General features: G+C 68.0%; 2 protein-coding genes (1 of these 2 only partly in view). Both read right to left on the reverse strand.

The window, feature by feature from the left end; genetic code table 11:
- Entirely contained in the window at window positions 1–23,643 is a 23,643-nt protein-coding gene (locus tag J1C49_RS11690; RefSeq protein WP_227446008.1) for an SDR family NAD(P)-dependent oxidoreductase, read from the reverse strand.
- Window positions 23,640–26,842: the end of an SDR family NAD(P)-dependent oxidoreductase gene (locus J1C49_RS11695; RefSeq protein WP_227446009.1), read on the reverse strand. Its footprint extends 6,070 nt past the window's final position; the window shows 3,203 of its 9,273 coding nt (coding positions 6,071–9,273); its start codon lies beyond the right edge, outside the window; the stop codon is at window positions 23,640–23,642. Before J1C49_RS11695 ends, J1C49_RS11690 begins: the two co-directional genes overlap by 4 nt.

Genomic DNA, 26,842 nt, shown 5'->3' on the forward strand with positions numbered 1-26,842 from the left:
CTAAGTCGTTCGGTTCGGCTGGCGCTGGTCGTCCCAATGCGCCTTGAGCGTTTCGGTTACGCTGATGACACGGCTCGCGAAGGCGCCGAGCAGCGCGCCCGTATCTGCCCGTTCAAGCACCCCGCGCAGGTTCAGCATCGTGGCCCCGCCCAGCGAGACGGGCAGACAAGGCTCGGTGCGCAGGAGCACCGGTTCTGCGTCCGACACCGCGCGATCAAGCGAGAGGTCGATCTGTTTGAGCAGGCCAATGGCAGGCGCCTGCGGGCCGGTCTCCGGTGCCAGCGGCAGCAGCCTTGGCGCCGCTCGGGTGAGCTGGCGGACGGCTTCGGCAAGCACCAGCCCGTCGACACCGTTGCCCGGGCCATTGGCATAGAACGGTGCCTTGGCCGACAGGCTCAGACGCGCCAGCAGCCCACCCTCCTGCGCCCGCAGCCCCGCCAGCAGCACGTTGGCGGGGTTTGTCTTGTTGACCCAACGCCGGTTTGTCCTGCGCCCGGCAGGCCAGTCGCCTGATACCGGCGGGGCGACAAACGGGCCAAGCATGCAGACGAGCCGCGCCTCCGCCACCACGCGCCCGTCCTGGACGACGCGGGCGCGGTATTCGTTTTCGGGGTCGCCCGGAACCTGGCCCGTTTCGACCCGCGCCTGTGCGGACAAGCTGCACAGATTCGGAAACTTGAACCGCAGGCTGGTCAGGTGGATCGCCTCCGGCGCCGCTTCGCGATGCCGAAAGAGATGCAGGGCCTTGGTCAGCTGGCACATCGCCTCGGAGAGATGCATGCCCGAGACATGATCGAGCGGATGGTCGAAGAAGAAAGGATGCGTCTCATCCACCACAAGCTCTGCCCGCGCGGCGAGCGGATCCCGCGTTGTCAGCTGCAACCGCGTGATCACGCGGTCCGCCGGGTCGGCCCTGAGCGAGGCGCCATACATGTCGAGCCGCACGGTCGCCCGTTCCGGCTCGGGTTCCTGCGTGGGGCCCCGGTTTGGCGCGGCAGCGTTGCCCGGCGATGAAGCCGGGTCCGGCGCGTCGGAGACCGGGTTGCGCAGGGCGGCCGGGGCCGGCTCGCCCGCAGCGACGGGCGCGGGGCTCTCCGAGACAACCGCACAGAGCGCCGCGACGGTTGGCGCTTCGAGCATCGCATTCCCGCGCCCTTCAAGCCCCCTGTCGGGAAGCAGTGCCACGATCCGACTGGAAATTGTCAGAAGCCCGATGGAGTCGATGCCGATCTCGGCAAAGCCCGCATCCGGTGTGAGCGTGTCCGGTGCAACGGCGAGGAAATCGGCGATCACGTCATGCACTGTCCGGTCGCAAGAGCTCAAGAGCTGCGCATGCGCCCCGCTCGGGGTTGGCGACGCCCCCGCCAAGGCGCGCTCGGTCTCGGCGCGCCCCGTGTCGGCAGGCGTTGTTTCAGTCTGCGCAGGGGCGGTCGGACCAAGGCCAGTCCGATCAAGAGCCCTCCGCTCCGTGTCCGTCTGATCCGGGTCGGTGTCATGGAGAAGGGCCTGCTCGGGATCGGTCTGGTCCGAACCGGAGCGCATGCGCGGTGTGCCCTGCGCACCCGACGCGGCTGCGCGTGCGACCCAGTAGCGCTCCTTGGCGAAGGGATATGTGGGCAGCGCGATGCGACGGGGCGGCATTGGCCCATAAACCGTCTTGGACAGAGCGGACCAGTCAAGGTCCAGCCCCGACACCCAGGCCCCCAACGGACGCTCCAGCGCGCCGTCCTGCATCCACCCCGCCGCAAGGGTGGCCAGCGCGTCAGCGTCGAGCCAAGGCGCGACACGCGTCTCCACGGGATCCCCCCACGAGACCCGGTGCGCCTGCTTTCCGGCACGCAGCGCGCGCAGCGTGTCGAGAAAACCGCACCAGTCCTGCGCAACAAAGCCAACACGGAACGGATGGGCATCGCGCCCCACCTGCAGCGTATGGGCCACGCGGTGCAGCAAGCCGTGGTCGCCGCTCTCCGCCCGCTCCTCGGCCCAATCGCACAGCCGGGCAATTGCCGCGTCGCGCTGCTGGCGCGTGCGGGCAGAGAGCATGATCAACGCCGGGCCGACCGGCGCGGGGGCGACGGGAGGCGCGCTTGCCTCCTCGACCAGCACATGGGCGTTGACCCCGCCAAAGCCGAAGGAACTGACCCCCGCAAGGCGTGGCATGGGACTCCCATCCGCATCGGTGGGTTGGGACCAGGGCTGTGTCTCTTGCACGAGGAAGAAAGGCGAGTCTTCGAGATGGACAAGCGGGTTCACGCTGTCGCAATGCAGATTGCCGGCCAGGGTGGCATGGCGCAGCTGCAGCACCACCTTGATCAAGCCGGCGATCCCCGCCGCCAGTTCCAGATGACCGATATGCGATTTGAGCGCCCCGATGGCGCAGCGGTTCCGACTGGAGGCATCGGCCGGAATGCCAAAGGCGTCCTTCAGGGCATCGATCTCGATCGGATCGCCCAGCGCGGTGCCGGTGCCATGCGCTTCGATGCAGGTGATGGTTTCGGCCCGGACACCGGCCTTCGCAAAGACCTCCTTGAGCAGGGCGGATTGAGAGGCCGGGTTGGGGGCGGTGAGCGAGGCCGCACGTCCGGCATGCCGCACCCCGGAGCCACGGATCACCGCGAGCACGTCATCGCCATCGGCCAGAGCGTCGGTCAGACGCTTGACCGCCACGAGGCCGATCCCCTCGCCGCGCGCATAGCCATCGGCACCGGCGGCAAAACTGCGGCAACGCCCGCCCCGGGACAACATGCCCGCAGCGGCAAAGGCCACATGCAGGGTTTCATCCGGCATGGCGTTGACCCCGCCTGCGATGACGAGGTCGCTTTCCCCCGTGCGCAGCGACTCCAATCCGCGATGCAGCGCAACCAGAGAACTGGAACAGGCGGTTTCGATCGGTTCGCTCGGGCCACGCAGATCGAGCATGTGGCTGATACGGTTCGGGCCGACGGAGGCGACATTGCCGGTCACCCAGCGCGGATCGGTGGTGCGCCCGGCGCGCGCAACCATGGCGCTGTAGGAGGAGGCGCTCAGTCCGACAAACAGGCCCGTCTTGCTGCCCGCAAGGCTGCGGGGGGCGTGGCCACTTGCTTCGAGAACGGACCAGACATGCACCATGAGAAGGCGTTGCTGCGGATCCATCACCTCGGCCTCGCCGGGAGAAAGACCGAAGAAGGCCGGATCAAACGCATCGAGATCGTCGATGAACCCGCCCCAATGCACATTGGTGCGGCCGGGCTGCACGCGCGGATCGCCGTCGATCGCCTGCCAGTCCCAGCGGTCGGGCGGCGGCCGGGTGATGGCATCGCGCCCGCAACACAGATTGTCCCAGAACGCCTCCAGCGTCGGCGCGCCGGGAAAGGCCCCGCTCATCCCGATGATGGCAAAGCCGTCTGGCGCAGGGCGCTGCTGCGTCGCAGGCATGACAGCGGCCCGCGACAGTTGCGGATCGGGCCGGCGCTCTGCCCGCGCGGACGGCTCGGGCGCGGACGGTTGGGTGGCTGACGGTTGGGAGGCTGACGGATGAGGCGCGGAGGGATGGGGCGCGAAACGCCGGGGTTCGGACCCGGCGCCGACCCCGGAATCCGCTGGCGGTTCTTGAGGCGTGATAACAGCTACGGCCCGCGCTATGTGTTCGGCGATCTGGGAGATCGTGGGCATGGCGTAGAAGGCGCTGGCGGCGATATCGACACGGAAAGCCTGAGCGATGGCACCGGCAAGCTCGGTATAGCTGATGGAATCGAGACCAAACGCACTCAGCTCTTCGGTCGGGTCGATGTCATCGGGTGAGAGTTTCAGCAAATCCGCGATCATGCCGCAAAGCGCATCCGCTACGGCATCGGAATCGGGCGCCGCGGTCGGGCGCGAAGGCGTCGGCCTTGCGGCTTCTATCGGAGTCGCCACCGCACCCGCCGCGGCGTGGGTCACGGCCGGGGAAAGCCGTGCGGCCAGGGCGCCCAGTGTCGGACATTCGAAAAAGACGGTCGGGGAGAGGTCGACGGCAAGCGTGCCATGCACGCGCGTGGAAAACTCCACGAGGCTGATCGAATCGAGACCGTATTCGGCGAAATCGGCATCTGGATCGATCTCTTCGGGCGGAACGGCGGTGAGGTCGGCGACAATGGCGGTCAAGGCCTCGGTGACGGTGCGCCTATCGAGACGGGTGCCGGGTTCTGGCTGTTCGCTCGGTTCGGGCATCAGGCTCTGCGTCTGTTCCCTCGCGGTGCCCGACGCGTCTGTCGCCTGCGGCACCCATTGGGCAAGCCGATCCGGCGCTCCCTTGAGCACGACCACCTGCGCGGCGCCAGTGGCCCAGGCGCGGTCCAGCGCATGGAACCCGTCCGCCGTTGCCAACGGGCTCAGCCCGAACCGGGTTTCCTGCATGCGCAAGGTCGGCCCATCGACCTGCATGCCACCCTGCGCCCAGAAAGGCCAATTGATGCTGAGCGCGCGGCCGGGGCGCCCGGCCGACGCGTTCCGTTGCGCGACGAACCCGTCCATCCAGCCATTGGCGCAGGCATAGTCGGCCTGCCCGGGATTGCCGAACCGCGCGGCGACGGATGACAGGCAGAAAAAGAGCTTCAAGGGCATCGCGGCAGTGGCGGCATCGAGCGCGCGCGTGCCGGCAATCTTGGGGGCCAGCACGGCACGCATGGCCTTATCGCCGCGCGCGGTCAGCAACCCGTCATCGGTCAGGCCGGCCGCGTGCACAACACCGGTGAGCACGCCAAACCGATCCGCGAGCCCGCCAATGGTGGCGTCGAGCGCGCCCTTGTCACAGACGTCGCAAGCGGCGTAGTGCGCCCGCGCGCCAAGCGCCTCAAGCTCCGCCAGAAGTGTCCGGTGGCCCTCACCGAGCTGCGCCCGCCCGAGGAGGAGGAGTGTCGCGCCTTGACTGCGCTGCGCGATATCGCGCGCAAAAAGCGCACCGAGACCGCCCGCCCCGCCCGTGATGAGGTAGACGCCAGCCTCATGCCACGGACACTGCCCGTCCGCCGTTGGCACCGTGTCAAACCGGACCGTTTCAAGCCCGCCCTGCCCGGCGCGCAGCGTACAAAGATCGGGGTGAGCGCGCGCGGCATTCAAAAGCGCCACGGCATCCGGTGTGGCCATGCCGGAGGGGATTTCCACGCATTGGGCGAGGGTTTGTGGCCATTCGGCACGCACCGTTTGCATCAAAGCGCCAAGCGCCTGCGTCAGGGCCGGGTCGTCCACATCCGTCACGATTTGCACCCCGCCGAGCGCGCGGCCGCCCTCGCGCACCGCGTCGCGCAACATGTCCCGCACAAGGCAGAGCATCGGCGCGGGATCGCTTGCCAGAGCGCCGGGGTCGGCGCGCGCGATATCGGTGCCCGCTTTTGCCGGACCGGAGAGCCCCGCGGCGGTCGCGTCAATCAGCCGATGGACGCCAGACGGTGCCTCGCTCCCCCGGAGAGGCACCCTGCACCAGACCGGACGATAGAGCGCAACGCCATGCGCGCGACGGAGATCGGCATTGATCTGCTCCGACGGAAATCGGTGCCTGCCACTGAGCGCGGGCGCGGCAGGATGAGCGGCGGCACGCGGCGCAGAGCCGGGCAATGGCGCGGTCACAAACCCCGTGAGAGCCACGCATACACGGCCCGCGTCATCGCACAGGAACACATCGGCCCCGCCGCCCGCCCCGCGGGCGCGCACGATCACCGTGACCTGCCGCGGGACGGGCGCAAAGATGTCGACCGCCCCGATGCGCACCGGAACGGACGGTTTGAGCGGACCCGCCCCGTCGGCAAAGCTCAGGGCGAGCGTGCTTTGCAAGGCCGCGTCAAGGATGTTTGGCGGCAGCGCCATATTCGGGCCAAGGCGCGCATCAGGCACCGATTGGCGCACCGTCGCCACCACCAGATCCGGGCTGACGGACGCGTCGGTGATGGCCTTGTGGGTTGGACCGTAATCCAGCCCGAGCGTTTCGAACCGCGCGTAGATCTGCTCGGGTGCAACGCTCTGGGTTGCCTCCGCCCGGAGCGCCTCAATCGGCATGGCTGGAGCCGCCGTGCCGGGCGCGCCCCTTACACCCTGGCCGCGCGCATGCACGATCCGCTTGCCGTGCTGCTCCGAAACGATCGCGAATTCCACACCCTCCGCTGCGGGAGACAGGCACACCCGCAATCCCGCCGCCAAGGCCTTCAGATCGACCAGGCGTTCGAATGTCACGGCGCGCAGGGTAAGCCCGTCACCGCCGCCCTGTGCCGCGATGGCCGCCCGCGCCAGTTCAAGATGTGCGGCACCCGGCAGCACGGGCTGGCCCTGCAGCATATGGTCGGCCACGAAGAAAACCTCCGCATCGATGATGACCGGATAGACGGTGGTGCCCCCCTCCTGAACAGGCGTGCCCAGCAGCGTGAGCCCGGTCTCATGCGCCATTGTCTCCGAAGGCGCGTGGGTATCTGGTCCGGGTCTGGGCGCTGTGACGACTTCGGGAATGACCCAATGGCGATCAAGGCGCATGGCGCTGCCCGGCATGGCAAGCCGCCGTGGCAAGGGTCCCGACCGGTATGCCAACCATGCCACCGCCGCGCCCGCGCACCAGGCCCGTGCGAGGCTCTCGGGGGTCGCGCCCGGCGTCGGGGCGGCGGGGGCATCGCGGCGCGCGGCTTTCGCCTCGTAAACCGACGCGTCATCGCCTGCCAGCCAATCCGCCAGTTTGCGGCGCAGGTCATCGACATCCGTCGCGACAACGGCAAGGCGGTGACGGCGCGCTGCGCGTCCGGTCTGAAGCGTATGGGCAATGTCACGCAGTGCGGCGTTGCGCGCCTCCGCTCCATCGAGCCAATGGACGAGATCGGCAACACTCTGGCGCAACCGGTCGCGAGAGAGCGCCGAAACAACGACGGCCTCCGGCGTCGCGGGCTGATGCCGGGCAGGATCTTGCCCCCCAACGGGGGGTTCCTCAAGCACCACGTGGGCATTGACGCCTCCGAAACCAAAGGAGCTGACCCCCGCGCGGCGCGGCACCTCGTTGCCCCGCAGATCGTGCAGACGCGGCCATGATCGGGTGCTGTCGATCAAGACAAAGGGGCTGTTCGCGGTCTCGATGAGCGGGTTGACCCGCGTGCGGTGCAAGTCTCCGATCAGGGTGGCGTGCCGCATCTGCAGCACTGTCTTGACCAGACCGGCCAGACCAGCGGCCATTTCCGTGTGGCCGATATGCGTCTTGACCGAGGACAGCGCGCAGCGATGTGGCGCGACGGTCCGGACGCGGCCCTCCGCGGCTTGCGCAAAGCCGCGGCACAGCCCGTCAAATTCCACCGGATCGCCCAGCGGCGTACCGGTGCCATGCGCCTCGATGGCGGTGATCGTTGCCGGATCGACGCCCGACTGGCGCAGGGCGTCGGCAATGACCGCGCCCTGAGAGACGGCGTTCGGCGCAAAGAGCGACACGCTGCGCCCGCCGTGATTGATGGCCGAGCCCCGGATCACCGCCAACACGGGCTGCCGGTCGGCCTGCGCGGCGGCCAGCGGCCGCAGCAGCAGAGCGCCGGTGGCCTCGGCCCGGACATAGCCGCTTGCGCCATCGGAAAAAGCCATGCACCGGCCTTTTTCCGACAACATGCCCGCGCGGGCAAAGCTGATATGCGCATTGGGTGTGAGGATCGTGTTCACGGCGCCGATGATCGCCGCGTGAGCGCCTGCGCGGATCGCCTCGACAGCCTTGTGCAAGGCGACGAGACTGCTTGAACAGGCGGTCTCGACCGGCTCGGAAGGCCCGTGCAGGTCGAGCAGCGCGCTGATCCGGTTCGGCGCAATGGAACCGACCATGCCATTGGCGGTGCGTTCCTCGAGCACGATCCCGGCCTGCGCGGCGCGCGCCGCATAGTCACTGGCCGCGGTGGCGAGATAGACGGCGGTGTTTGTCCCCGCAAGGCTCTCCGGTGACAGGCCGGAGGCCTCGATGGCCTTCCAGACATGGGTCATCAGCAGCCGCTGATGCGGGTCCATCAGCTCTGCATCGCGGGGAGAGATCCCGAAGAACATCGGGTCAAACCCCGCAAGGTCGTCAAGAAAGCCGCCCCAGCGCACATTGGTCTTGCCCGGCTCAGTCCCGGGGTCGCCCGCGATGGCGCGCCAATCCCAGCGATCGGGCGGGATCTCGGAAATTCCGTCCCGGCCCCGCTGCAGGTTGGCCCAGAAACTGTCGATATCGGGCGCGCCGGGAAAAGCCGCGCTCATCCCGACAATCGCAACGCGCCCATCGTTTGACGGCGCGGCGGATCCGGCTACGATCGCAGGGGCGGCAAACGGCTCGGCAATCGGTGCGGGAACGGGAGCGGCGGCAAGCGGCTCCGCAATTGATGCGGGATCGGGAGCGGCGGCAAACGGCTCCGCAATTGATGCGGGATCGGGAGCGGCGGCAAACGGCTCCGCAATTGATGCGGGATCGGGAGCGGCGGCGCGTGTCTGCGGCACCTGTGCGCCGAGGTGATCGGCAACCGCGTCCAGCGTGGCGAAAGAAAAGAAGATATCCGGCGTGACGGGGATTCCGAAGCGCCGGGTGCACTTCTCGGCCAGATCCGTGAAGGAGATCGAGTCGAAGCCGTAATCCACCATCGGCTGCTCTGCGGACACTTCGGCGGGATCGATACGCAGCGTCTGCGCCACGAGATCGAGGAGCCCATCGCGGATCGCGGATGCCTCTGCACTTTGTTTCTCCGCCTCAAACGGTGCTGTAACGGGCTGACCGCGGGGATTGTCCCGCGTTTCGCGCGAAGAGGCTGGCATCGGTGCAGCATCGCGCATTGGCCCCGAGACCGCCCCGCCATCGAGAGTTTCCGCAATGCGCCGAGGGTCGCCAAACCCTACGATGGCCTGCGCACCACCGGAGGCGGCGATGGTCTCGAGCGCGTCCAGCCCCGCGCCCGCGGGCATCGGAGCCAGCCCGTAATCGCGCCACATCGCGGGGCCTGCGCCCTCCGGAAGCGCCATGCCGCCCTCCGCCCAGAAAGGCCAATTGACGGACAGGCTACGCCCTGCGCGCCCTTGTGCCGCGCGGGCGGTCATCGCGCCGTCCAGCCAACCATTGGCAAATGCGTAATCGAGTTGACCGGCATTGCCGGTCAGTCCAGCCAGCGAAGACGTGCACAGGAACAGGGTCAGCGGATCTTTGGCGGTGACCGCATCGAGGGCTTCGAGACCGGCGATCTTGACGCCCAGCACGCGCGCCGCATCGGCGGGGGATTTGCGCAGCACGGATTGGTCGTTCAGCACGCCTGCGGCATGGATCACGCCGGTGATCGGACCATGCGCCCTGCGGATCTCGGCAACCACGCGGGCGAGCGCGTCGTGATCCGTCACATCCACGGCGTGATAGTCGAGGCGCCCGGCGACGCGGTCCGCCAGACGGTCGAGCCCCTTGGGCGCGGTCGAGCGCCCAAGCAGCGCCACCCGCGCCCCGGCCTGCAAAACAGCCTCTGCCAGCCGCTGTCCGACACCCCCGGCGCCACCGGAGACAAGGACGACGCCAGAGCCCGGCCAGAACGGCGCGGCTACAGCCTCAGAGCCGGGCACATCGAGCGCCGCGATGCGCCGTGTGGTGCGTTGACCGGCGCGATACCGGATGATCCGGTCGTCGCTTTGCGCGTCGGCTCTCAGGGTTTCGCCAGTGATGGCGTCATCGCTTTCGATGAGCTGGACGCGGCACCGGGGTAGGTCTTGTGCGATGGACCCGGCCGCACCGGCAAGCGCCGCAAGACAAGCCGGCGTGGCTCCACCGGAGAGCACAAGCTGGATCAGATCAGGCGGGTTTGGCGCCGCCCAGAGTGCCTGCACCTGCAAGATCAGCCGTCCGAGCAGCGTTGCGGCCTCGTCGGCCGTGCGCGGAGGGACAGCACTCAGCACATGGTCGGCCTCAACGCCTGCCCCATCGCCGGGCACCCCCACCGTCAACACGGCGCTGCGCGGCGCGTCGTGCACGCGACGCCGCTCCGTCACAGGCCAGACCACATCAAACAGCGCCAGCCCATGCGACATGCCCGGCGCCTCTGGTGCGCCACCCGGCGCCGCGGGAACACCCCAGAAGCGCGTCCGCGCAAACGGGTAGAGCGGGAGCGCGACGCGGCGCGGGGCAGCGCCGCTCGGCGCGGGCCAGACCACCGCCTCTCCGGCGCACCACCGGCGCGTGGCGTCCCCGAGCGTGTCTTCCGTCGGGACTGACCCGTCCGCTTCTCCCGGCACCGGACGGCCCGCTGCGATGGCACGCAAACCGTCGACGGCATGGACACGGTCGCGGGCCACAAAGCCCGCGCGTTCGGACAGGGCCTCGCGTCCGGCGCGCAGCGTGAACGCAATGTCACGAAGCGCGGCCGTCCCCGCCTCAAGACAGGCGGCAAGGTCACCCGCGATGGTCCTGAGCTGGTCCCGGGACGCGGCGGAAAGAACAAGCGCTTCCGGCTCCTGCACGGGCTCGCGCGCCGGATCGGCCCCGAGGCGCGCGGGGGCGTCTTCGAGCACCACATGGGCATTGGCCCCACCGGCGCCAAAGGAACTGATCCCGGCGCGGCGGGGTGTGCCCTGCGCGGGCCACGCCACGCAGTCTTGCGGCACCTCGAACGGGGTGTCTTCGATACTCAAGCGCGGATTGAGAACGGCGGAATGCAGGCTTGGCACGATGGTCTCGCGCTTCATCTGCAAAAGCACCTTGGTCAGCCCGGCAATGCCCGCCGCGCTCTCGCAATGGCCGAGGTTGGACTTGATCGAGCCGACGTGACAGCCCGGATTGCCCGCCAATGCCCGCGCAAGACCGGCAATCTCGATCGGATCGCCCAGCGACGTGCCGGTGCCATGCGCCTCGACATAGCGCAGCGACGCCGGATCCACCGCCGCGTCACGCAATGCCGCGCTGATCACGGCGGCCTGTGCGGCAGGGTCCGGCACGGTATATCCATTGCTGCGCCCGCCATGATTGAGGGCCGACCCCTTGAGCACGGCCCAGATCGCATCGCCATCGGCGCGCGCCGCATCCAACGGTTTGAGCACCACCGCGCCCACCCCTTCGGAGGGCACGTAGCCATCCCCGCCCTCTCCAAAGCTGGTGCAACGCCCCGTGGTGGACTCGAAGCCTCCGCGGCCCATCATCAGGTATTTGTTGGGATGCAGCGTGAGATTGACGCCACCGGCAATCGCGGTGGTGCAGTCCCCGTTTCGGATTGCGCGCATGGCGAGATGCAGCGCCGAGAGCGAGGCAGAGCACATGCTGTCCACAGCGAGGCTGGGGCCGCGAAAGTCAAAGAGCCAGGACACCCGATTGGCGATGGAGGCAGGGCTTCCCGACAGGGCGACCGGGTTGCCCCGCAGCGTCTCTTCCACGCCAAGAAGCTGATATTCCTCATACATCACGCCAGCAAACACCCCAACATCCCCCATCTCGCGGAGGGATTGCGGCGTGTGTCCTGCGTTTTGCATCGCGTGGTAGACGGTTTCGACAAAGAGCCGTTCCTGCGGATCGGCCTGCTCCGCGTCAGCGGGCAGAATCCCGAAGAACCCCGCATCGAAAGCATCCACATCATCGAGGAACCCGCCCCAGCGGCTGCGGGTCTTGCCCGGCGTGCGCGTGGGCGCGTAATGGGGCGCATGATCCCAGCGCGTGGACGGGATCTCGCTGACGCAATCCTCTCCGCGACGCAACACCTCCCAAAGGGCATCAAGATCGGGGGCCTGCGGATAGCGCCCCGCCACGCCGATGATCGCGATATCCTTCGACGGGGCGTCGCGACGCGCCGCCGCTTGAGCGGGTGCGACGGCGCGGTCCGTAGCGGTCCGGGACGCCGCAGCCGCTACGGCGGAGCGGGCGGCAGAAGGCGGCCCGGCAAAGGGCGGAGGGGTGTGGGGGGGCGCGAGATCCAGGCGGGGCAGCGTTTCGAGCTGCGCCGCCAGCGCCCGCAGCGAGCGGTGCTCGTAGAACAGCGTGGCTGAGAGCGTGCCGAACACCGGCGCGAGCCGATCACAAAGCCGCAGGATCATCACCGAGTCGAGCCCGTAGCCGTCAAGCGGCGCATCGAGATCGATCTGTGCGCGCTCCAGCTTGAGCGTCTCGCAGAGCGCCGCCGTGAGCACCGCCTGCACGGTCTCCCGCCCATCCTCTGACGACGGCTCAGGGCGTGCATCGGGCGCAGCCTCACGCTCGGCAGTCGGGGCCGGTTTGCTCCATGCCTCGAAATCAGAGCGGGCATCGGCGCGGTCCACGGACAGCGCCGCCTCGGTGGTCACATCGGCCGTGTCTTCTCGCAACCAGAAACTGTCCTGCGCGAAGGGATAGCCCGGCAAGGCCACGCGGCGCGGTTTGTCCGCCGCCCAGAACGCGGACCAGTCAGGATCGATCCCGCGCAACCAGAGATCGGCGACGCGCCGCCAGTCCCGAGCGGTGGCCCATCGCTGCATCATCGCCTGCATGTCGGCATCGGCTCCGGATGCTTGCACGGGCAGCGGCGCCTCGGCTTCTGCCCGCGCATGGACGCGCAGCTGTGCGCACGCATCCGCCAGCGTTTCGGCCACAAAAGCGAGGCGGCACGCCATGGGATCCCGACCGGTCTGCAGGCAAAAGGCCAGCGCGCGCAAGGATGGCGGATCGCTTTCCAGCGCAGCACACAGATCCGCTGCCCTGTCGCGCAGCGCCCGCCCGTCACGGGCCGACAGCACGATGAGTTCCGCCCCCATCGGCGCGACAGGATCGTCCGGAAGCGCCGGCGGGTCGGACAGGATGACATGCGCATTGGCACCACCGGCGCCAAAGGAGCTGATACCGGCAAGGCGCGCGCCTGCATCGCTGCGAGGCCAGCGTTGCACGTTGCGCGCCAGAGAGACCGGCCCGTGCTCGAGGTCGATTTCGGGGTTGACCGCGTCCAGATGCAGCCCCGGCACGATCGTCTCATGACGCATTTGCAGCAAGACCTTGGTCAAACCGGCAATCCCCGCCGCGCTTTCGCAATGGCCGATATTGGATTTCACCGAACCCACCGTCAGGCTTGGCGCCTTGCCAAAGGCGCGCGCCAGTCCTGCAATCTCGATGGGATCCCCAAGCGGCGTTCCCGTGCCATGCGCCTCGACATAGCTGACCGCTTCCGGCGACACCGCCGCATCGGACAGCGCAGCACCGATCACCTTGGCATGCGCCGCGGGGCTGGGGGCGGTATAGCTGCGGGTGCGTCCCCCGCTGTTGAGCGCCGTGCCGAGGATCACCCCGTGCACCGCATCGCCATCAGCGATGGCCCGGGACAGCGGTTTGAGCAGCACCGCCCCGACGCCTTCGCCGCTGACCATGCCGTCCGCCATTTCCGCAAAGGGGCGCGCCCGTCCGGTCGGCGACAACATGCCCAGATCAGCGAGCGTTTCGAGGTGTCGGGGATGCGCAACCACATTGACCCCACCGGCGATGGCGGTGTCGCAACGCCGCGCGCGCAAGGCCTCCACCGCAAGATGGATCGCGGTCAGCGAAGACGAACACGCCGTATCCACGGCGAGGCTCGGTCCCGTGAGATCGAGCAGGTAGGACACACGGTTGGCAATGGACCAGAAGGCCGCACGCGTCGGGTAGTGACCGTTCATGGCGCCAACGAAGACGCCGGTTTCCTGACCCTTGCCGAAGCGCTCGGGCGCGTAGCCGGCCTGTTCGATGACATTGTGCGCTATTTGCAGGAAAAGCCGCTCCTGCGGGTCCATGCGTTCCGCATCCGCCGGGGCGATACGGAAGAACAGCGGGTCAAACCGGTCGACCCCGTCGAGAAAGCCCGCCGGGCGCGGAATGCCGTTGGACTCCGCGGGCCACGGGCGCCCGTCGCTCGGCGCATCGGAAACGCAATCACGCCCGGAACGAAGCGCATCCCAGAACGCGGGCAAATCCGCGGCGTCGGCATAGCGGCCAGCCAGCCCGATGATGGCGATGTCGCGGTCCTCGGCGGCGACCGCGCCCGCCTGAACAGGGCTGGCCATGGGCTCGAAGGACGCTTGGGCCTGTCCAGAGACCGGCACATGTTCAGCTTCGGCCGCGCTTGTGGCAGCGGGGGTCTCGGCGGCAGGCCCCTGCGTGATGTCCGGCGCCGGGGGCACGGGTGGCGCGCTTTGCGGCGCCGGGTCTTGCGGCGACGAACGGCCCAGCGCTTCGCGCAGATGCTCCGGCGCGGTTTCAAGAAGGTGATCTGCCAGCGCCCCGACGCTGTCCATTTCGAACAGGAGCGTTGAGTTGATCTGCGGGAAATCCGCACGCATCCGGTTGACGATCTGGAGCACGAGGATTGAATCGACGCCGTAGCGGGCAAGCGAGACGGACTCCTCCATACGGGATGCCGGCACGTCGATGGCCTCGGCGATCACACCGCGCAACCAGTCGCAGGCCTTGGCACGATCCACGGGTTGATCAGCAGCGTCCGCGGGCAACGGCCCTGACGACGGATGGGGCGGGGTTTCGTCAACCGGGACAGCGGTCACGGAAGGCATGGTCGCAGCGGGCATGGTCGCGGCAATCGCGGCGACCGGCTGGCGCGGCAGCACCGTCCGGTGAGGCGGCGCCGCGCGCGCTTGCCGGATCACCCCGTCACTGCGCGCGCCGATGATCTGCTGACCAAGCGGAAGCGCGGCCCGTGTGGGAAAAGACACCGTGTCGAAGCCCTCGATCGCCAACGCGCTGCGCCACATCTCCGGCGAAAGCGCCGGCGTGCCCTGAAGCCGCATATCGGCGTCGTCAAAAGCCCACCAGCCATCAAGCAAGCCGAAGGTCACATGGCTGAACAGCACGTTTTCGGTCAACTCGTTGATCAGGATCAGCCCGCCATGACCCAGCGTTGCCTTCACATGGCGCAGGCTCGTCAGGATATCCGGCGTGGCATGCAACACGTTGGTGGCAATCGCGATGTCGTAGGCGCCCTCTGCGATGCCCTGGCCGGCCGGGTCTCTCCCGATGTCGAACACCCCTGTCTCAAGATAGGGTGTCGTCGGACCAAAACGCTGCTTGGCATGGATGAGGAAGGAGCGTGACAGGTCGGTATACCTGTATTCGGCGATATGCGCGGCATAGGGTGCGAGCCGCGCAAAGACCCGGTTTGCTGTCCCTCCCGTGCCGGCGCCGATCTCGATCAGGCGCAGACGCACGCCGGGCTCCGCCGCCACGCGCTGCGTCACAGCCTGTTCCAACACGTCGCACAGCGCCGCGTTGAAATAGTCCACGACACGATTGCCGTTATAGACCCCGCTCACGAGGTCGAGCGCGCCGCCCGGGAACATCACCGCCGTGGCCTCCGCCTGCCCGGTCAGAATGTCGGGCAACGCCCGCAGCATCGCATCGGCAAGGGCAACATGGGGACCAAGGTCCGCATCCGCGCGCAGCGGCGCGACGGCCTGATCCCACCGGCCAAGCGCCGAGTCCAGGGACGGGATCGGCAGCGCGCCAAGCCGATACGCGCCGTCGAGATGGCCCGCGCGTTGCAGCGCGCGCCCGGTCTCTGCGATCCAGCGCGGATAAATCGCCGGGGCGCCCGCGGGGGCGGCATCGCGCAGCCCCGTGGCATCGATCACCCCGCATGCCTGCAACGAGGCTGCAACGATAGCCGCCATATCGGCATCGAACCGCGTCATCTGCTGCCCCACATGTCCGACGATCTCGGCTACTCTGGTGTCCTGCGGCGGGAGGTGAAGTGCGTCGGTCATATCGGGCAGCGGCTTTGCCAGGTGGGCGGCAAGATCCGGCCATTCCCCGGTCAGGGCGCCGCTTTCATCGAGGCTGACAAGCGCGGCCTGACCGAAGTCTGACAGGAGCAGCGCATCTAGCGCCTGCATCGCCGATCGCGCGTCGAGCCCGGCGAGCCCATGTGCGGCCATTCGGTCGCGGTACGCCTCTTGCGCGACGATGCCCACGCTGTCCCAATAGCCCCAGTTCACAATCGTGACCGGAACACCCATCCGCGCCCCTGCCTGACATGCGAAATGGTCCGCAAAGGTGCAGCCAGCGGCATAGTTGCCTTGACCCGGCATGCGCGCAAAAGACTGCACGGAAGAAAAGAACAGGACGAAATCGGGCTTGTCCTGCGCGAAGGTGTCAAAGAGCGCCACGGTGGTGTCGATCTTGGCCGATGCGGCGCGTTCCAGCGTATCGGCATCCATGCGCGCAACGGTGGCATCGGCAAGCGTGATCGCGGAATGCACCACGCCGGAAATGCGCCTGAACCGCGCAAGGATCTCGCCCCGCGCGGCTGCCATGGCAGCGGGATTGCGGGCATCGGCCTGAATGTAGACAGGTCTTGGACCGGTCGCGGCGATGCGGTCCTGTGCGGCGGCAATGGTGGCATCGACCGGACTGCGCCCGAGCCAGACAACCTGCGCGCCCGCGTTTTCCACGACATGCTCCGTCCAGATCTGGCCAACGCCACCCGCACCGCCGATCACCACGTGCACACCACCCGGTGCCGTGGCACCCGACGGCGTGGCGAGGCGATCGAGGCTCAGCAGGCCCTGACAGAGCCAGACCCCGCCGCGATGAGCAAAGACCGGCGCGTCGAAGGGCGCGGGCAGCGCAAAAACGGTATCAAGCGGCAGAGGGGTTTCGCCGTCCCCATCGGCGATGCGTACCGTCCAATGTGGGTATTCCCGCGCCAAAGCACCAAACAAGCCGGCCAGTCCCGCCGCCACCGCAGGACCGGTCTCGCCCCGGCCGGTCTCGAAGGTGCCATCGGTCCAGATCAACCACGTGAGCGGCCGCGCCTCACCTCCTGCGCGGATGATGCCCTGAACGAGATCGAGCGCATCATGCAGCAAATGCTTTGCGCGCGTCGCGACATCCCGCGTTGTCAGGTCATCGTCTCCTGCGTCCGGGCGCAGCACGATCAACGGCGCGTCGGTCATGGCCTGCATCGGCTCGGCCAATCTGCGCGCGGCGGGCCATTGTGCCCGCAGCGCGTCCAGTACCTCGGCATCGCCCCCATGAAGGGACACGCTGTCAAAGCGCGGCGTAGCATCTACGGGTGTGAGCTTGCGCCAATGCGGGACAGCGCAGGTCAGCGGCGCGTCGTCCGGCAAAGCACGGGCGGTGACACCGCGGATCTGGACCAAAGGCGCGCCCGGACGGCTTTCCGCAAAGAGATCGGCATGCAGATGTGCCAGAGCGCCGTCGGCGAGCCTCCGGGGCGCGTGCAAAACGGCGCGCATGACACGGCACATCGGTCCGTGCAGGCGGATCAGATCTATGCTGAAAGGAACCGTGCCGGACTGGGTGGTTGCATCGAAACAGGCGGAGGCCTGAATGGCCGCGTCAAGCAAGACCGGATCAACGGGCATGACCGGGCCGTCAGGACGCGTGAGGTCAAACGCCGCTGCGGTTGTGTCGCCGCGCCCGGCGCCCAGCGCGCGCAGAGCGGGGCCATGGACGATCCCGACCACTTGCAAGCGCGCGTAGCAGGTCTCGGCTGTCATGGCTGCGCCCGCACCGGGCGGGACCAGCGGCGGAACAGCTGTCTGCGCTGCCGGTCCGATCTCCCCCTGGGCGAGGCGCGTGCCATGCGCATGGACCGCAAAGTGGGCACCCCGGTCATGCCGGTCGAATTGCACGGTCAGCGCCGCCAGCGCAGCACTGTCAATCGGTTTGATCCACGTCAGGTCGGTGATGTCGAGCGGCTGGTCGGGATCGCTGCCCGACAGCGCTCGCCATGCAGCACTGGCGATCGCAGGCACGGTCATCCCCGGAAGCATCGCGGCACCCGCCACCTGATGGTCGCGCATCAAGGGGTTGTCTGCGGGGATGATCACCGCAAAGCGCGTTTCATCGAGCGGCGCAAGCGAGAAAAGCGCCGGCGCGGTTGCGTCCGTCGAGGGGATCGGTCGGGTGGCGTCCTGCGGCAGGGGAGCCGTGGCCCAATGCGTGTCGCGCTCGAACGGCGTGCGCGGCAGCGGAATGCGCCTGGGCCTGTCGGCGGCGAAAACGCGGACTCCTTGCGGCATCCCGCCCGAGAGATACGCGCGCACCGCCTCGGCCCCGGCCTCATCCAGACCGGTTTCGTCCGGGCAAAGGCATCCCGTGTCCCCGAGAGACACGCCCGCAGACCGCCCCGACAGCCACTGCCGCAGATCGCCCACAAGCGTTGAGACCTCCCGCGCGGCAAAGGCAATGCGCTTTTCAAGATGGGCGCGCCCGTCCATCAACGTGAAGGCAATATCGCCCAGCGCGGCCGAGGGTGTCGCCTCGCACCAATCCGCAAGCGCTTCGACCAGACGATGCAAGGCCGTGTCGCTGCGGGCGCTGATCAGGATCGGATAGCAGGGCCTTGTGTAATGTCCGGACGCCTGCGCTGGCGCATCCTCGATCAGCACATGGGCATTGGTGCCGCTTGCCCCGAAAGAGCTGATCGCGGCGCGGCGCAGAGGACCCTGTGGCCAATCGGTGGTCCGTGACAGCACGCGGAAGGGGCTGCCTTTCAGGCCCACGCGGGCGTTGGCGCGGATGAAATTGCGGTTGCCGGGCAAGGCATTGTGCGACAGCGCGAGCACCGCCTTGTGCAGCCCGGCGATCCCGGCAGCGAATTGCGCATGGCCAATCGCCGTCTTGACCGACCCAAGCGCGCAGCGCCCTTCCCCGGTCTTGCCGTAGACCGCGGACAGCGCCTCGAATTCGATCGGGTCCCCGAGTTGCGTGCCGGTGCCATGGGCCTCCAGCAAGCCGATTTCCGAGGGGTCGACTCCGGCCCGCGCATAGACGCTGCGCATCAGCGCCGCCTGAGACGTTGCGCTCGGGGCGGTGATCCCATTTGTTTGGCCGTCGTGGTTGAGCCCGGTTTCGGTGATCACGGCATGGATCGTGTCGCCCGCCGCCAGCGCATCGGCCAATGGCCGCAAGAGCACCGCGCCTGCGCCTTCGCCCGGCACAAAACCGTCCGCGCGGGTATCGAAGCTGTGGCAGCGCCCCTCGGGAGACAGCATGCCCGCCTTGCTGGCCGACAGGTATAGCTTTGGCGTTGCCTGCACAAAGACGCCCCCCGCGAGCGCCATGTCGACCTCGCCTGCGCGCAAGGCGGCGCAGGCGGCATGGATTGCCACCAGCGAGCTGGAACAGGAGGTGTCCAGCGCCAGCGCCGGCCCCTTGAGATCGAGGTAATAGGCAATGCGCGCCGGGATCACCGACGCCATGTTACCCCAGAGCGATTGCGCCGTGGGCCGGGCGGGAAAGAGATCCTGGTAGTCGCCCGCACAGCAGCCGACATAAACGCCGCAACGGCTCCCGGCGATGCCGGCCCCCGCATGTCCGGCATGTTCCAACGCATGCCAGCACTCTTCGAGGAAGATCCGCTGTTGCGGGTCCATGTGGCGGGCCTCGGACCCGGAAATGTTGAAGAACAACGCGTCGAAATCCGCGATCCGGTCAAGAAAGCCGCCGCGGCGGCAACGCACGCTGTCAGGCAGCGGCCAGCGCGCCACATCGGTGGTCATGTCCTCGTCGGCACACAGCCTTTGCCAGAAGGTTTCGAGCGTGTCCGCACCGGGATAGCGGCCGCTCATGCCAATGATCGCAACCGGCATCGGCGCGTCGGGATTGGACCGGGCGGCTGGCAATGTGGACGGGGTGGATTGCTTGGACAGGTCGGCTGCCGCACGAGACGGGTCCGGTTCGGGCGGCCCCGTCGGATCGGGCTTGACCATGGGAGCGTGTTCGGCGGTGCTGGCCGCCTGCGCCGAAACGGGGGCCGGTTCCGGCGCGGGCATGCTGCTGGCAAGATGGGACGCGAGCCGCGCGATGGTGGCGTGCTCAAACACAACGGTCTGGTCAAGATCGGTGCCCAGCGCCTCGTTGAGTGCAAGAACGAAGCGCCCGCCGAGGATCGAGTCCAGCCCGTAATCGGCGAATGGCTGCGTGTCTGACACGTCACCGGGGTCAAGGTCCATGACAGCGGTAAAAACGGTGCGGATTCTGTCCGGCAAGGCCCCCGGGTCGGTGCTGGTCGAGGCTTGGTTCTCGCTTTTGAGCGCCACGCCATGCGTTGGGTTTGGCGGTTCCAGCTGATCGCGCGCAGAGCGTGTTGGGGGACTGTCCGCGCGGTCGAGATCACCCATCCAGAGTCGCCGTTCCTGAAACGCGGTGCCGGGCATGGACAGCGGCGGCGACAGCGCGCCAAACGCGCTCCAGTCCACCGCAAGGCCTTGCGTCCAGAGCGCTGCGAGCCGGTCAAGATCGCGCGCTGCGATCATCTCTGCCAGCGCGTCTTGCACCCCGGCATCGGCGTTGAGCGCACGCAGGGCCGAACGGTCTTCGGGGCTCTCGCCTGCAGAGGCCTGATCGGGGATGCGCCATGCTTCGAGCGCGTCTGCCAACTCCGCCAGCGTCGAGACGACAAAGGCTGCACGCTGTGCGAACGGCTCGCGCCCGGTGCGAAGCGTTGCGCAAACGGCGTGGAGCGGCACGTCGCGGATCCCGGTCCCGGTCCGGTCTGCGTCCAAGGCATCGAGCGTGGTGGCCAGCGAAACCTGCCCCTCTGGCGCCAGTCGCCGCAGCTCCTGGGCACCGAGGCCCAATTCAGCCAGCGGCACGTCGCCGGGGATGTCATGCGGGTCCAGCCCGAGCATGGCCGCCACCTGTTCCCTGGCCCCCGGGCCCGCGCTGCGCAACCAATCGCGCATACGGCCGATCTGATCCGCAAGACCAGCCTGCGTGGGTGCAGAGAACACTGCAAGATCGCGCAGATCTGCGCCGGAGGACATCTGCAATGTCGCAGGCGGCGTCTCATCCGGACGCAGCAGAACACAGGCATTTGCGCCACCCGCCCCAAAGGAGCTGACCGTCGCCATCATGGCACCCTGCCACGCATATCCATGCGACACCGGCAAAAACGGCGTCTGCGCAAAGTCGATTGCGGGGTTGGACGGCGCGCCATGCAGCGACGGCACGATCCAGCGATGGCGCATCTGAAGCAGCGTCTTGATGATCCCGGCCACGCCGGCGGCGGCCTCCAGATGGCCGATATTGGTTTTGACCGAGCCCAGCGCACAGGGGGCCTTGCGCGTCCCACGGGCAGTTTCGGCGAACGCGGCGGTGAGCCCTTCGACCTCGATCGGATCACCGAGCGGCGTGCCCGTGCCATGGGCCTCGACATAGCCGATCGCCTCCGATGTCACCCCGGCGCGATCGAGCACCGCTTGCACGACCTTGCGTTGTGCGCCCGGGTTGGGCACCGTGTAGCCGTTCGTGCTGCCGCCATGGTTGACGGCACTGGCGGCAATGATCCCGTCAATCCGGTCTCGCGCCGCACGCGCGACGTCCAGCGGCACGAGGACAAGGCAACCGACACCCTCCCCCGGCACGAAACCATCCGCCGCAGCCCCGAAACTGTGACAGCGTCCGGTGAGCGACAGCATCCCGGCGCGGCAAAGCTCCGCGTAGGACGACGGGTGTTGATAAAGGTTCACACCGCCCACGATGGCCGCGTCGCACTGGCCCGTGCGCAAGGACTCGCAAGCCATGTGCACCGCGGAGAGCGAGGCCGAACACATGCTGTCGACCGGCAGGCTGGGACCGCAGAGATCGAGGAAGTAACTGACCTTGTTGGCCACCGAACTGAAGGAGCTGCGCGCATGCACCGTGCTGCCATCCGCGTGGCGGCGCAACCCGAGGCGCCCGTGATCGGCCTTGGTCACACCGGCAAATACACCGACACGCCCGGCAAAGCGGGCGCTCAGATCCGCACGGGTGAGGCCGGCATCCTCGAGCGCGTGCCAGGCGGCTTGCAGGAAGAGCCTTTCTTGCGGGTCCATCTCGAGCGCGTCGCGCGGTGCAATGTTGAAAAAGAGCGGATCGAAATCCGCAAACCCATCGAGAAATCCGCCCTTGTCGCAATAGCTGCGCCCTTGGGCGATCGCGCGTTCGCGGTCGGGATCGTAAAACCCTTCGATTGGCCAACGATCTGCCGGACAGGGACGGATCGCGTCGCGCCCGCCGCGCAGGCAGTCCCAGAAGGCCGCGAGATCGGCGCAATCGGCAAAGCGACCACTCATTCCTATGACGGCAATCTCTGCGTCCTGTTCGGGGGGTCGTTGGGTGTCGGGCACGGCGGGCCGCGCATGGGTTGGTGCGTGACGGGTGGAGGTGGGCTCGTTGTCCGGTGCGGCGGTGCCTGTCCAAAGCGTGCAGCGCACAGGATCGCGTTCTGCAAGATGCGCCGCAAGCGCCGCAACGCAGCGGTATTCGAAGAGCAGAGACCGGGGCAGCGCGCCGAAATCCGGCTCGAGCCGGCGGCAGATCTCGACAATGGCAAGCGAGTCGATCCCGTATCCCGAAAACGCTGCGTCGGGGTCGATCAGGCTCACGTCCTGCTTGATGACACCCGCGATGAGCGCCGTGAGCCGCCCGGTCAGCGCATCAAGGTCGACCGTCGGTGGCGGCGGCCGGCTCATCGCCGCGTCCGCGCCGTCTCGCGTGTTGTGCTGCGGCAACGGGTCCGATGCGATGCCATCAAGATGGGTCAGGATCCGATCCGGCGCTCCACAGGCCACCGCGATCTGTTCGATGGGGCGTTGTGCTTGCATGGCCGCGCGCAGGGCGCGGATCCCCTGCTCGGCAGAGAGCGGCAGCAAACCGGCGGCGCGCAGCCCGGCCAAGGCGCCTTGCGGCATGTCCATGCCACCCCGTGCCCAGAATGGCCAATTGAGCGAGAGCGATTGCCCGTGGCGGCGGCCCTCGGATACCGCGCGATTTCGGTTTCGGATACGTGCATCGAGGAGCGCGTTTGCGAGCGCATAGTCGATCTGACCTTCATTCCCGGTGATTGCCGCGAGCGAGGAAAAGGCGATGAACCGCGTCAGCGGGTCCTCCGCGGTCGCCGCATCAAGCGCGTCGAACCCGTCGAGCTTGGGCGCGAGCACCTCGGGCACGTCGCGGAGATCCTTGCGCTGCAACAGCGCATCGCGGGTCACGCCCGCCAGATGCAGGACCAGCGTCACGGGGCCGTTGCGCAGGCGCCAGGCATCGAGCCCCCGTGCAAGCCTTGCGTGATCGCGCAGATCGCATTGCAAATACTCCAGTCCGAGCCCGCCATCGCGCCAGGGCGCAAGCGCGCTCTGCGCCACGGCACCGCGCCCGAAACACAAGACGCGCACCCCGGCACCGGCCTGCACCATGTCGTCGAGCAGCAGACGACCGATGCCGCCAAGCCCACCAGACATCACCACCCGCGCCCCCTGCGACCAGAGCGGGCGCGGCCCGGTCGCGCGCGGTTGCGTGAGGGGCTCAAAACGGCGCAGGCAAGGTTGCGATCCGCGACAGTCGACCAGCGGGGCAGCCGGCAGCGGCGCGTCGATCCAAGACGCAGGCGCGGTTTCGGAAACCAAAATGACCGAAACCATCAAATCGGGCGCCTCTGCGTCAAGTGAACGCATCATCGCCGTGGCCGCGAGGGCGAAATCCTCCTCCGCGGTGAGAATACGCAGCGACCATGGTTCGGGATGGACGCGCAGCGCCGATTGGCACCAGCGCATGAGCGACAGCGCGCGCGTTTCCGGGCACCGGTCACGAAGCCGGACAGTCTCCGCCGCGCTGTCCCACCTGTCGGCGGGCCCGTCGCAGAGCACCACGCGCGACGGCGCTCCGTTTTGCGGCGTTGCGGGCGCGGCGGCGCGCCAGACAGGGTGAAACAGCTGTGGACCATGCTCCGTCATCTGCAGGACCTTTCCTGGGCAAGACGCCTGCCGGTTTCCGCAAGCGAGGCGCGGCCGCTCGCCAGCGCGTCGAGCGCGTCAACAACCGCGCTGCGCGTGGCCCCGACTTCGGGGGCGGGCGGTGTGCTGGCCATGCCGCTCGCGCCGCATTCGGTGATTGGGTCCGGGAACCAATAGGGCTGATGCTCGAACGGGTATCCGGGCAAGGCCAGCCGCGGCCATGTCCGGGACGTTTTGGCCTGCCAATCGACGCCTACGCCATCGGCCCAGGCTTGCGCCAGCGCTTCGGGATCGCTCTGCGCTGTCTCGATCGCCTCGCCAGGGAGGGGCCTTGGCCGAGCAAACACACCGGTGCGACGCTGAACGCCGCGCCAGACAGGCAGCGGCCCGGTGCGGCCATCGCCGATCTGGGTCAGGCCTGCCCGCAACGACATGTGGTCCGATACGACAAAGGCGGCCCGCGCCTCCATCGGTTCGCGCCCTGTCTGCAAGCTCCAGGCAAGGGGGGCCAGCGCCACAGGCGGGCGCGCATCCAGCCAAGCCAGAAGATCGCGCGCCCTTTGGCACAACGCCGCCTCGCTGCGCGCGGAGAGGACGATAACCTGGGGTCCTTGCGCGTCGTCATCCGGATCCGGTTCGCGGCGCCGCGGCGCCTCTTCAAGCAGCACATGCGCATTGGCACCGCCGAAGCCGAAGCTGCTGACGGCCCCGCGCCGGGGTGCGCCGCGCCAAGGCTCGGGCTGCTCCACGAGCCGGAACGGGCTCTCTTCCAACGCGAGGAACGGGTTGACAGGCCGATCAATGCGGCTGGGCAGGATCGTCCCGCTGCGCAAGCCGAGCACGACCTTGAGCAACCCTGCGATGCCCGCGGCCGCTTCGAGATGGCCGATATTGGTCTTGACCGACCCGATGCCGATCGCGCCGAGCGGCAGGGTCGTGCCGTGGGCTGTAGTGAGCGCCTCGTAAGCCTGTCGCAGCGCGTTCACCTCGACCGGATCGCCGAGCGGCGTGCCCGTCCCATGCAGTTCGATATAGTGAACCGAAGCGGGATCGTGGCCCGCCATGGCGCTTTGCACCAATGCCGATTGCGCCGAGGTGCGCGGTGCGGTGAGTGAGCTGGAGCGTCCGCCATGATTGCAGGCGCTGGCCTTGATCACCGCGTGGATCACATCGCCATCGGACAGCGCATCGGCCAGAGGCCGCAGGAGCACGGCTCCCACCCCTTCGCCACGCACATACCCGTCTGCGCGCTCCGAAAAGCTGTGGCACCGGGCTGTCGGGCTGAGCATCCCCGCCCCAAGCGGCCCGGCGAAAGGCTCCAGGCTGAGCGCGATGTTAACGCCCCCGGCCATCGCCATGGAGCATTCCCCGGCGCGCAAGGCCTGCACCGCGCGATGCACCGCGACGAGCGAGCTTGAACAGGCCGTGTCAATGGCTTCGGACGGGCCCTGAATGTCGAGTAGATGCGACACCCGGTTGGCCAACATGGCATGGGACGTCCCCGTGGACATATAGCCCGAGGGCGGCACCTGCTCATCGAGCATGAGATCCTTGTAATCCTGACCGGAGATGCCGAGGTAGACGGCCGTGTCCCTTGGCAGGGCGGCGGGCGGTCGCCCTGCGTCCTCAAGCACCTGCCAGATGGTCTCGAGCATGAGCCGGTGCTGCGGGTCTGTCACTTCGGCTTCCGCGCGCGACATCTGGAAGAAGGCTGCATCAAAGCCCGCCAGATCAGACAGGAACCCGCCTTGGGACGGCAGACCGGCGGACCGCATACGCTCCGCATAGCGCGCGGTGTAGCGCTCCAACGGGAGGTCTGTCAGGCCCAGACCGCCGGATCCAAGGAGGGATTGAAACTCTTCGAGATCCGCTGCCCCCGGCAGTTGCGCGGCCATGCCAATGATAGCGATATCGGCGCTGTTGGCGCTATTGGCCGTTGCCGGCACGGAAGGATCGGGGAGCGGTCCCTGTGCGCGCGGCCCTGTGCGTGCTGCGCGCACCGCAACGGGTGCTTCGGGGGTCGGCGCGCGCGCATCGGGTTCCGGGATTGGCGCGATCACCGGTGCGGGACCTGTGCGCTCCGCGAGCGCAGGCACCGGACCCGCCGGGACGGGGCCAGCAGAGACCGGACTGACAGGGTCCGGACTCACAGGGTCGGGACCAGAAGGGACCGAACCCGCAGGGGTGGGACCGAGGCTCTCGGCGAGTGCGGAAATACATTCCACATCGTAAAACGCCGCCGGTGTGAGCGCGACACCAAACCGGGCATTGACCTTGTCCGTCAGCGCCGCAAGGCCAATGCTGTCAAAGCCCAGCGCGTGAAAGCTCGTGTGCGTATCGACGTCATCAAGGTCGAATTTCTGCATCTCCGCCACGATCTTGCGCAGCACAAACACGGTCTCTTCGCTCTGTTGCTCCGCCCCCGGCTGAGCCAGCCCGGCGGTGGCTTCCACGCCGTCGAGGTGACACACGCAGGCCCCCGCCTCATCGAACAGCCGCAGCCAGCCGTTCAGGCCCGCCTCGGTCACGATGAACGCGGCGGCCAGATGGCGTGCGCTGTTGGCATCGGAGGTGCAATCGAACAGCCCCGCTGCGGTGAGGCCAAGCGTTGCCCAGTCTTTCCGGCCCAGTTGACGCGCCGCGCACCAGATCACTTGCGTGATCGCAAACAGAGCTTCCGGGGGCAGCGTGGTGTTGCGCCGCGCATGATCCTGAACGAATTGCGGCGGGGCAATCGTCGCCTCAACGCGGCCGGTGGCGTCGCAGGCGAACCGCTCCAGCACGCATCCATAGGGCGCGGGGTCAATCTGTTGCGCGGCCAGCCATTGAGCGATTTCATCCGACCCTGCCGCGTCGGCACGGATGTTTCGGGGCATCGTCGCGTCCGGTTGCACCGCGGAAGGCGGGCGCAAACTGGCACTGAAGACGCGTGACCCGTCCCCGGTTATGTCCACCGTGCCTGCGCCGCGCTCACCGCGTGCCAGCCGGATCTTCAGCCCGGATAGCGGCGCGAGATCCAGACAGAAGAGCCGCAGATCCGCCAGAGGACCGTCCCCTGCCCCGCCGATGCGGGCCGCAGCCCGCGCCGCGTCCAGAAGGGCCGTCGCCGGCAATACGGTTTGCCCCGCGCGGCGATGCGCGTAATCCAGAAGATCCTCTGGCCGGATCCGGGTGTGGAACCGCACTGCTTCGAGATCCG

This window comes from Cognatishimia sp. F0-27, from assembly GCF_020667845.1.
Classification (GTDB): domain Bacteria; phylum Pseudomonadota; class Alphaproteobacteria; order Rhodobacterales; family Rhodobacteraceae; genus JAFMPQ01.